Raw genomic sequence first — 10,905 nt, 5'->3', positions numbered from 1 at the left:
AAATCTAATGGCAGGTATACTTTTGGTGTAAAATACCAAAGTTCAAATATGGTGTTTCTTCTAAGGGGGCTAGGAGATATTTAAATCAAAATGATGCATCTAAATCACTCCTCTATCAACTTCTTCAGAATCTCACTAGCTGCTTCAGAAAGTACCGTCCCAGGACCGAATACAGCAAATACTCCAGCATCCTTTAGAAATTGATAATCCTTCGCTGGAATTACTCCGCCAGCCACAACCATAATATCTTCTCTACCTAATTCTTTTAGCGCTTCTATCAATTGTGGAACTAGCGTCTTGTGGCCTGCGGCCAAAGAGGAAGCACCGACAATATGCACATCATTCTCAATTGCTTGCTGGGCAACTTCGGCAGGAGTCTGGAAAAGTGGCCCGATGTCCACGTCAAATCCCATATCAGCAAAGCCTGTAGCAATTATTTTTGCTCCTCGGTCATGACCGTCTTGGCCCATTTTGGCAACCATTATTCTTGGTCTGCGACCTTCTAGTTTTGCAAACTCATCGGAGAGAGTAATTGCTGTTTTAAATGATACTTGATTTTTCACTTCTGCGGCATATACTCCAGTGATAGATTTCGTCTGTGCTTGATGACGACCAAAAGCCAATTCCATTGCATCTGAAATTTCACCCAAAGTAGCTCTTTTTCTAGCTGCATCGATTGCTAACTCAAGGAGATTACCTGTGCCTGATTTGGCAGCATGAATCAAAGAATCTAAGCTTTTTGCTACTTCTGATTTATTTCTGGATGATTTCACTTTTCCCAATCTTGCAAGCTGAGATTCTCGAACAGCCTGATTATCGACGTCCCGAACTTCTATTTCAGATTCCTCATCTACTTGAAAGCGATTTACTCCAACGATAATATCTCTTCCGCTGTCTATTCGAGCTTGTTTTTTGGCGGCAGCCTCCTCAATTCTAAGCTTTGGTAAACCTGCTTCAATGGCTTTGGCCATGCCACCAAGTGCTTCTACTTCCTCGATCAGAGTCCAAGCTCGTTGTACGAGTTGATCTGTCAAAAACTCCACATAGTGTGAGCCTCCCCACGGATCAACTACGTCGGTGACGCTAGTTTCTTCTTGGAGTACCAATTGCGTATTCCGTGCAATTCTTGCAGAGAAATCTGTAGGCAAAGCAATAGCTTCATCAAGTGAATTCGTGTGGAGTGATTGTGTATGCCCCATCACTGCGGCTAGCGCTTCGATGGCGGTCCGTGTCACATTATTATACGGATCTTGCTCGGTCAATGACCAGCCGGAAGTCTGGCAGTGCGTCCTTAGAGCCAGTGATTTATCTGACTTTGGATTGAATTGCTTTACAATTTTCGCCCAAAGCAGACGCCCTGCCCTCATTTTTGCAATTTCCATAAAGTGATTCATTCCGATTGCCCAAAAGAAGGAAAGTCTAGGAGCGAAGTTGTCAATATCCAAACCTGCTTGTACACCTGTTCTCAAATATTCCAATCCATCAGCAAGGGTGTAAGCTAATTCCAGATCTGCTGTGGCTCCAGCTTCCTGCATGTGATAGCCAGAGATAGAGATGGAGTTGAACTTAGGCATGCGCTCGGAAGTGAACTTAAAGATGTCTGCTATGATCCGCATCGACGGTTGTGGAGGATATATGTAAGTATTGCGAACCATAAATTCCTTCAGAATATCATTCTGAATCGTGCCGCTCAGTTGCTCAGGATTTACGCCTTGCTCTTCAGCTGCGACTATGTAGAAAGCTAAAATCGGGATTACAGCTCCATTCATAGTCATGGAAACTGACATTTGATCCAGAGGAATCTGGTCAAACAACAACTTCATATCTTCCACTGAGTCGATAGCAACGCCAGCTTTTCCTACATCACCAACTACGCGGGGATGATCAGAATCATAGCCTCGGTGAGTTGCCAGATCGAAAGCCACAGAAAGCCCTTTCTGACCTCCTGCTAGATTTTTTCTGTAAAACGAATTGGACTCTTCAGCAGTTGAAAATCCAGCATACTGACGAATTGTCCATGGTCGCATGCTGTACATCGTACTGTAAGGGCCTCTCAAATAAGGAGGAATTCCTGCAGCATAATTCACATGAGAAAGGGCAGCGATTTCATTTTTGTCAAAAACAGAAGGAATAGAAATCTGCTCAGGAGCTTCCCAATTCTGTTTTACTTCCGATTTAGAAGTCTGAATTTTCGAGGATTTCCAATTTTTTATATCTGGTCTCATGCCTTGCTTAGGATATTTTGTTCTACAAAGTATGTTGCTCGACTAGGAACTAACTCAAAGTCTTTTTCGATGATTTGCTCAAATGGAAGATGGTTTTCCAGTTTACCTTTGGCGAGGTATTTATTTACGCCAACCTTAATGTTAGCTTCTGAAAGAATTTTCTTCTGAGCGGATTCTCGTGATGCTCGAATTTCTTTATGAATAGTGCGAGCTTCAAATCCCTTAAGCCAACCCCCTGTTTCTTCTAATTTTTGAAGCTCCAAGATTACCTCCTCTTCGATTTCCTGTTGAAGCTTTTCTAAATAAAACGATCCAGCTGCAGGATCCATCACTTTGTCGAGATAACTCTCTTCTTTTACTATGGTTGAAATATTTCTAGCAATCCTTTTTTCCAAAACGGATGCGTTCCTTCCTTCTGTAGGTTTCACCCAAAGTGAATTTCCCCCTCCTAGGATTCCCGCCATAGCCTCATAGGTCTGTCGGATAAGATTGGTGTTTTTGTCCAGAAGTGATTTGCTCCAAGTACTGGTGGAGGTAATAATATGAATGCTTTCCATCTCTACCTCAACGCCGTAATTCCCTGCCAGCTCCTTGATTAACTTTCGCAACCCTTTTATTTTGGCGATCTCTGCAAAGTGAGAATCGCCAATAGCCGTATGGAAAGCGAGGTTTTCAAAAACTTGAGTTGGTGAAATAGCTTTTTTGGAAAGCTTATCTATCAATTCGATGACTTCCCCTAATCCATAAGTGAGCTCTTCGATTCCCGTGGCTCCAGCATTTGCGTAGCGAGAAAGATCGATAGTCATAGGATAAAATTCTCTGAATTCTTTGAAGTCGTTTATTGCTTTAGCAGCTAAGTCAATTCCTAGCTCTAAATCTCCGTTTGTCAAAAATAACTCATCGCAGGGATTCCAAAGGATTGCTCCGCTGAGCATACTTGGTTTAAGGGTAGTTGATTGAATCCATTCATGGATAGCTCGAAATAAGAGGGCAGTTTCGCCGGTGGGTAAAAAGTTAGTAGAAATAAACTCAGTATGGACAGCCCTTAAAATTTGATTTAGATTCTCTGATCCATCCAAATGAAAAACCAGTCCGTCAGCCCCGTTTTGTAGTGTATGCAGAGTTTCTTCATTTGCTGATTTTTCATTTTCAGGGTATATGGAAACTAAATTATTCCATAATCTTGGTGACATTCCTGGGAGTTTTGACTCCGGATGGAATTTATACTCGGCGACCTCTTCATTTAAATCGTCTGAAGTATAGAAAGGCTGAATTTTGATTTTGTCCCAAAGCTCGGAAGTGAGGGTGCTATCATAATCTTTGCCTTTTAGATCTCGCTTTATCTGATCAATCCAGTCATTTTTACTGGAAGGAGGGAAGGTATAAAAGTCCTGATTTATCATAGTTGGGTTTTTAATTTATACTTAACTCGAATATCTGAGAATAAAATCTACTTTTTAATTAGTAGAAGTGCTACCTAATAGGCTTTACCAAAATTAGGAAAATGAAGCGAAAACAAAGAGTTTATGTGAATCGGTTTAATATTTCGATTTGTTTTAAACTTCTTTTTAAAAGGCTGAAAATTAGAATACTCAGTAAAAAGAAGCCAAATAGGTCTCTATTTCACCCTATCCTGAATCCTTCAAACTTAAAAGTATTGGGCTACCAAATTTCCTTTGGTGGTAAATTAGTTCTTGTCCAAAAACTCAATATTTCAAGAAGAAATCAATTTTTTATTTAAGTTAATTATGCTCAAATTTGACCCCCTTGCACTTACCGCAAGAAATTTGTTTTTCAGAAATCTTCTCTAATGAGTTCAGAAGCTAGCGCCGTTTGGAATGAATGTTTACGTGTTATCGAACAGCACGTCAATGAGCAGAGCTTTTCAACTTGGTTTAAGCCCATTAATCCTGTCAAACTTGAAGGCACATCGCTGACTATTCAGGTTCCCAGCCAATTCTTCTATGAGTGGCTGGAGGACAACTATGTGCAAGAACTAAAAATTGCCATCAAAACTACTTTGGGGCAGAGCGGAAGACTGGAATATGCAGTAGTTGTAGATCGTGGAAATTCGTCGAATCAACCGTATGTGGTTTCTTTCCCCCAAGGGAATTCTGGAAATAATAAGAAGGTTCAGGCTAATGTAGAGCCAGATAAGACTCCTTTTGAGATGAAATCCTTGAATGCTGAGGCGCTCACGAATAGTAATCTCAATCCCACTTACACATTTACTACTTACATAGAGGGTGATTGTAACCGGCTTGCTCGTTCAGCTGGTTTTGCTGTGGCGACCAAACCAGGGATCACCTCTTTTAACCCGCTGATGGTTTACGGTGGAGTAGGTTTAGGAAAAACGCATTTGGTACAAGCGATTGGGAACGAGATCAAAAATGGTCCGGATAACAAATTCGTGCTGTATGTTTCTTCTGAGAAATTTGTGAATCAATTCATGGACTCCATCAAGGACGGTAATGTGAAAAGCTTCACCAACTTCTACATGCAAGTAGATGTATTGATCATTGATGATATTCAATTTTTGGCAGGAAAGGATAGGACACAAGAGATGTTTTTCCATATTTTCAATCACCTGCATCAGAGCAAGAAGCAAATCATCATGACTTCTGATTGCCCGCCTAGGGATTTAAAAGGCTTGGAAGAACGTTTGCTTTCCCGTTTCAAATGGGGTCTGACAGCTGATCTTCAAATGCCAGATTTTGAAACTAGAGTAGCAATTATCCGGAGAAAAATGGAATCTGAGGGAATTGTCATTCCTGACGATGTAGTAGAATACCTTGCTTACACTGTAGATACGAATGTTCGGGAGTTGGAAGGAATTCTAATTTCTCTTATTGCACATGCTTCTTTGAATCGTGTGGAAATAAGTCTTGAGCTTGGCAAGACCGTTATGAAAAATATCATCAAGGATATTGAAACGGAAGTTGGTGTAGATTTTATCCAGAAAACCGTTTCAGAATATTACGGTATTGCGCTGGATGATTTGAAAGCAAAGACTCGAAAAAAGGAGATTGTAACCGCCCGACAAGTAGCAATGTATTTCTGCAAGGAATTCACCAATCATTCTTTAAAATCGATTGGTTACCACTTCGGAGGTAGAGATCACTCTACGGTGATTCACGCGGTTCAGACAGTGAATGACATCATGGAAACAGATACTTCATTCCGTAATTCAGTGCTTGAATTGAAGAAAAAATTCAAAATGAGGTCTTATTAGAATCTGTTTGTCCTTAATCTTGCTAGTAACCAAAATTTCTTCGCCCACCCGGTCAGAAGATATGTCATTAGCCTTATTGCTTTGCTTTACCGGACGGAAGACCGATACTTTGATACGCTCAGTACAAGTAAAGGATGAGAGAAGACGCGAATTCGCTAGTAAAATTCAAGACCTTTGATTCGTTAAGTTTCTATTGATAAAAAAGTGAGTATTCACCTATTGTTTGTTTCCTTTTTACTTTTCACCACTCCCTTCTTACAAAAATTAAAACTCACTCTAAAGCGCGGCTTTATTCATTCAGCTTTTTCCCCATTGTCTCTTCAAATCGCTGAAGTAATCTGATGTAGCTTTTTTGAATGTTTTCCAGAAAATTTTCCTGAGTATCAATATCATACACTGGATTATATTGGATACGATCAATCACGATATCTAGCCAAGCTTTTCCATCATCAATTAACTCTGCATGAAATGCTTCGACCGTCAAATCCCGCGAACCTGAATAGGGGCCTTTTCCAATCTTTACAAAATATTGCGTAATGGTATCTAAAGCTAATTCATGTGTTTTTTCAAAATGTTTCAATAAATCTCTGGACTGAGTTTCAGTCAGTTTCCCACTTTTAGAGCGATTGGCATAATCTGTAAGGTCAACTAATTCCCTACTGAATTCTTCTAGACATTTTTCGCAGGATTTTAAGACAGTTTTCATAGTAAGATGCATTTTGGGCTTGATAGCTTGTGGTCGATTAGAAAGTACTTTTAAAGTACAAAAATGAATTGAGATAACTAAGCTTCTCAAATTGAAAAGCTCGGTTATCCCTTAGGTTCATCCAAGTTTAAACTACAAATGAAGCCTATCTTATAGAATAGCTCTGCATAAATGGCTGGCCATTAGCAGCAACACCTTCTAGAAGTAATCTGCCACTGAATTTTTCCAAATAGCCACCAACTTTATTCGGGTCTTTGGCAGCATCGCCGTTGATTTGCGTGATTATGAACCCTTCTCTCAGTCCAAGTTCTCTCAGATATCCACGTGTCAGTCCAGTGAGTTTGATCCCGTAATCCACTCCAAACTTATCTTTTTCAATGGTGTTAACAGCTTCAAGTCTGGCCCCCAAAATAGCCGAAGTGTAAAATTCCCTCTTGATTATACCATTTCCACCTTCTAGATTCTGAAGTTGAAGCTTGGCAGTCTTTTGATCTCCATTTCTTATATAAAAAACAGGAAGTTCATCTCCAGGATAATAGTAGGAAAGTGCTTCTTCAAAACTTCCTTTTCCTGTAATCGCTTGAGCTCCGAGCTTAGTAATCACATCGTTTCGTTGAAGGCCAGCTCTTTCGGCAGCTCCATCCTTGATAACGTGTGTGATTATCACACCATCAAGGGTTTTGATTTTCATCTCTTCAGCCAGCTCAGGGGTGATCTCTACTGCTTCGATTCCAGGGATGGCCTTTTGAACCTCTCCGTATTGGATCAAATCATTTGATATTTTCATTGCGATATCTACAGGCACAGCAAAACCATAGCCTGTGTATGAGCCAGTTCTAGACAGAATAGCGGTATTGATGCCGACCAACTCACCCTTTAAATTCACCAATGCTCCACCTGAGTTTCCTGGGTTAATAGGTGCATCAGTTTGAATGAAACTTTCCAAAGGGAAATCTCCTCCCAAGATATTGATTTGGCGCTCTTTGGCAGAAACTATCCCTGCAGTGACGGTGGAAGTCAGGTTGAAAGGATTGCCGACAGCGAGAACCCATTCTCCAATTTTCAGATCTCGACTACTGCCACGGATAATTGATGGGAGATCTTCACCTTCTATTTTCAAAACAGCAATGTCTGTGTTTTTATCTGTGCCGACTAGCTTCGCTTTGTAGGTTCTTTTTTTATGTACTACTTCGATTGTCTCAGCTCGGTCTATCACGTGGTTATTGGTGACGATGTAGCCATCTCCTGATATGATCACTCCAGACCCAGTACTCACTTGCTGTGATTGTGCTCCGCCCCCACCACCGAAGAAATAGTCAAACATACTGTATCGAGTTGGATCTGTTCCGGAAAAATTCTTGATAAACACTACGGATTCTGTGCTGTTTTCAGAAGCTTCCACAAAAGAAATGGGAGTATCGGATGGAGCGTAAGAGCCGATAGGTTCGAACTGCGAAGTAAAACTCACATCCATTTTATTTTTCTGGGGAAAATCAAAGGTTGGTTGTACTTCATTAAAATTGATGGAGCCCCAGACTGCAGCTCCTGCCAAGCCTGCCAAAAAGGAAACTCCGGTTGTTTTAAATAGATTTTTCATAGGTAAATAGTTTATATGATTATCTGAAATGTTGCCAGGATGTTTGTTTTCCTTACTTATCAGGCTGGAAGACCTTCCGATAGCAATAGGGAGACCTTTGACAGAAGTAATCTCAATTCGAGTGTTTACTCACTAATAAGCCGCGTTTTATCTTTTATTGGTGCAATAGTGGATATACATTATCATTAATCAATTGACGAGCGAGATAATATTCAGTTGGGTATTTCACATTTTTTAATTTCTGTATAGGTGTGATATTTGTCCAGTTTACAATTCAATTATATTCAATTTTCTCTGAAACAAAAGGGTCAAAAGCATGAGTTGATATGATCCTAACTGTGTTTTAGACCACTTCGGTCTTCGGTCAGCGGTCTTCTTGCCACCCAATCAGAGGGATTTAGGATACTGGAATCATTGCGGCTAATAAGATTAATTATCATGCCATTTAGCAAAAACTGTCGATTTGTAAGAGGAAAACTGGGAGCATCTTGTAATTTTGTCAGCTATTGAGAAAACCCATATTATTCTTGAGGGTTTTAATTTGCTCAACAACCAAAAATTGAATGACAGAACCCAAACGCGTAGCCATCCTAGGAAGTACCGGAAGCATTGGTACTCAGACCCTAGAGGTAATTCGTCAGCATCCTAAAGACTTTATCGTTGAGGTTCTTACCGCACAAAATAACGCAGACTTACTAATTGAGCAGGCACTGGAATTCAATCCAAATGCTGTGGTAATCGGAAATGAGAGCCTTTATGCACAAGTACGAGATGTTTTGCAGCCAAAGGACATTAAGGTTTTTGCGGGTATGAAAGCAATTGCCCAGGTAGTCGAGATGGAAACCATTGATGTGGTGTTGACAGCCTTAGTGGGCTATTCAGGACTTATACCTACTGTAAATGCCATCAAAGCTGGCAAGCAGATAGCGCTAGCTAATAAGGAAACCTTGGTAGTAGCAGGTGAAATTATTACCGCTTTGGCTAAGGAAAACCGCGTAAATATTTATCCAGTAGATTCGGAGCATTCGGCGATTTTTCAATGCCTTATTGGTGAATTTCATAATCCTATTGAGAAAATAATCCTTACAGCCTCTGGTGGGCCTTTCCGAGGTAAAGACAGAACTTTCCTAGAAACTGTCACTCGCGAACAAGCACTTAAGCATCCTAATTGGGATATGGGCGCCAAGATCACCATTGACTCGGCATCTCTGATGAATAAGGGTTTGGAGGTGATCGAAGCGAAATGGCTTTTTGGACTAAAAACCGAACAGATAGAAGTAGTCGTACATCCACAGAGTATCATTCATTCAATGGTACAGTTTGAGGACGGATCGATTAAAGCACAACTCGGATTGCCTGATATGCGTATCCCAATTCAGTTTGCCCTAAGCTTTCCTGATCGATTGAAAAGTGATTTCGAGAGATTTAACTTTATGAATTACCCACAATTGACCTTTGAGCAGCCGGATTTAAAGACTTTCCAAAACCTTCAGTTGGCCTATGATGCTCTTGCAAAAGGCGGTAATGCGCCTTGTGTGTTAAATGCAGCCAATGAAATTGCGGTAGCAGCTTTCTTGAATAAAGAAGTCGGTTTTCTAGAAATGTCTGATTTGATTGGCGAAACTCTCGAAAAAGCTGAGTTTATTGCGCAGCCAAATTTGGAGGATTATGTGGGGACGGATAAGCGGGCGAGAGAAATTACTAAAGAACTAATAACGAATAAAGCATAATGGATACCTTAATTATGGTGGGCCAGTTGCTCCTAGGATTATCAATTCTAGTGGGTTTACACGAGTTGGGCCACTTGCTTACCGCCAAGATGTTTGGCATGAGAGTAGAGAAATTTTCTATAGGATTCCCTCCGAAAATCGCTGGTTTCCAGTATGGGGAAACGGAATATTCTATAGGAGCGATCCCATTGGGAGGATTTGTCAAAATCTCCGGAATGGTAGATGAATCCATGGATTCTGATCAAATGTCTGGAGAACCTCAGCCTTGGGAATTCAGATCAAAACCAGCCTGGCAGCGCCTCATAGTGATGCTTGGTGGAATTATTGTCAATGTCGTTACTGGTATTGTCATCTTTGTGATCTTGGTTTATAACAATGGCGAAACTTATTTTTCACGTGATCAAGTTGTAGAAAATGGTATAGTTGCCTTGGAGATCGGCGAATCTATCGGTCTGAAAACTGGAGATAAAATTCTGGATATTAATGGGGAACCCTATAAGTCGATCAATGATCTGACTGCTGGTTCAGCTCTGCTAAGCGAAAATGGCTATTACACAGTAGATCGTGATGGAGATATTATTAAAATTGACATTCCAAGGGGTTTTATCAACTCTTTTAATAGTCAGGAAGCGATCAATAGCTTTGTGGATATTAGATATCCATTTGAATTAAAAGTAATAGACGAGGGTGGTGCTGCGGCTAAAGCTGGAATCACGACGGAGGATAGGATTGTATCGGTGAATGGTGAGCCAGTTACTTACTTCGATGAATTGCAATCTGAATTGGCAAAGTATAAAAGCCAAGAAACTGATATTGAATTAGTGACAAGCTCAAATGAAACAATTCATAAAAAGGTAGCGGTGACTGAGCGAGGTACTATTGACATCGCAGTGACACCTATGATTGAAATGGTGCAGCATAAGTATGGCTTTGCTGAATCACTTAAAAAAGGGACTTCAAAGGCGTTTACTGTTGTAATCGTAAATGCGAAAGCAATGGGTAAGATGTTCACAGGAGAGGTTTCTACCAAAAATGTAAGTGGTCCCATTGGAATGGCAAAGATATATGGAGATACATGGAACTGGGGTAAGTTCTGGACTATTACTGGTTTGATCTCAATGATTCTAGCATTTATGAATTTGCTACCAATTCCAGCTTTGGATGGTGGGCATGTTATTTTCTTGCTCTATGAGATGATTTCTGGGAGAGCTCCTTCAGATAGATTTTTAGAGAATTCTCAGAAAGTCGGAATGGTTATACTTCTTGCCCTAATGGTTTTTGCAATAGGAAATGACGTACTGAAGCTATTTACAGGGGAGGGATAATTCCTATCAACTGCCAATCTGACCACTTCGGTCTCTTGGCATACACCTTGACCTTTTAGGAAGAACCTTCGTATTTTGGGGGTTCTTCTT

The 10,905-nt window shown here is 40.5% G+C and carries 7 protein-coding genes; 3 read left to right on the top strand and 4 right to left on the bottom strand.

All coding sequences use genetic code 11. From position 1 onward, the window contains the following. Positions 1–104 precede the first annotated feature (104 nt). Both scpA and BVH02_RS08825 read right to left on the bottom strand, forming a co-directional pair. Complete coding sequence (gene scpA, locus BVH02_RS08830) at positions 105–2,225, bottom strand: methylmalonyl-CoA mutase (RefSeq protein WP_086501077.1); 2,121 nt, start codon at positions 2,223–2,225, stop codon at positions 105–107. After that, positions 2,222–3,628: a methylmalonyl-CoA mutase family protein gene (locus BVH02_RS08825; RefSeq protein WP_086501076.1), complete on the bottom strand. Its 1,407-nt coding sequence runs from the start codon at positions 3,626–3,628 to the stop codon at positions 2,222–2,224. Before BVH02_RS08825 ends, scpA begins: the two co-directional genes overlap by 4 nt. A 407-nt stretch (positions 3,629–4,035) precedes the next feature. Between BVH02_RS08825 and dnaA the strand changes: the two genes are divergently transcribed. Next, a complete protein-coding gene (gene dnaA / locus BVH02_RS08820) occupies positions 4,036–5,457 on the top strand; it encodes a chromosomal replication initiator protein DnaA (RefSeq protein WP_086501074.1) in 1,422 nt (473 codons plus the stop codon). 289 nt (positions 5,458–5,746) lie between these two features. Here dnaA and BVH02_RS08815 read toward each other — a convergent pair whose 3' ends face one another. Together BVH02_RS08815 and BVH02_RS08810 are read right to left on the bottom strand one after the other, a co-directional pair. Beyond that, entirely contained in the window at positions 5,747–6,163 is a 417-nt protein-coding gene (locus BVH02_RS08815; RefSeq protein ID WP_086501285.1) for a nucleotidyltransferase substrate binding protein, read from the bottom strand. Between the two features lie 145 nt (positions 6,164–6,308). Next, a complete protein-coding gene (locus BVH02_RS08810) occupies positions 6,309–7,760 on the bottom strand; it encodes a S1C family serine protease (RefSeq protein WP_086501072.1) in 1,452 nt (483 codons plus the stop codon). 563 nt (positions 7,761–8,323) lie between these two features. On the opposite strand from BVH02_RS08810, the gene BVH02_RS08805 reads away from it, so the two are divergent. After that, the gene (locus BVH02_RS08805; protein WP_086501071.1) at positions 8,324–9,490 is read left to right on the top strand and encodes a 1-deoxy-D-xylulose-5-phosphate reductoisomerase; all 1,167 of its coding nucleotides are present in this window, start codon (positions 8,324–8,326) and stop codon (positions 9,488–9,490) included. After that, complete coding sequence (rseP, locus tag BVH02_RS08800) at positions 9,490–10,815, top strand: RIP metalloprotease RseP (protein WP_086501070.1); 1,326 nt, start codon at positions 9,490–9,492, stop codon at positions 10,813–10,815. The genes BVH02_RS08805 and rseP overlap by 1 nt, the downstream gene beginning before the upstream one ends. The last annotated feature ends 90 nt before the right edge of the window (positions 10,816–10,905 follow it).

Source organism: Algoriphagus ratkowskyi (assembly GCF_002150505.1).
Taxonomy (GTDB): domain Bacteria; phylum Bacteroidota; class Bacteroidia; order Cytophagales; family Cyclobacteriaceae; genus Algoriphagus; species Algoriphagus ratkowskyi.
Note: the sequence above shows the minus strand (reverse complement) of the source record. Positions and strands in the feature narration are given on the sequence as shown.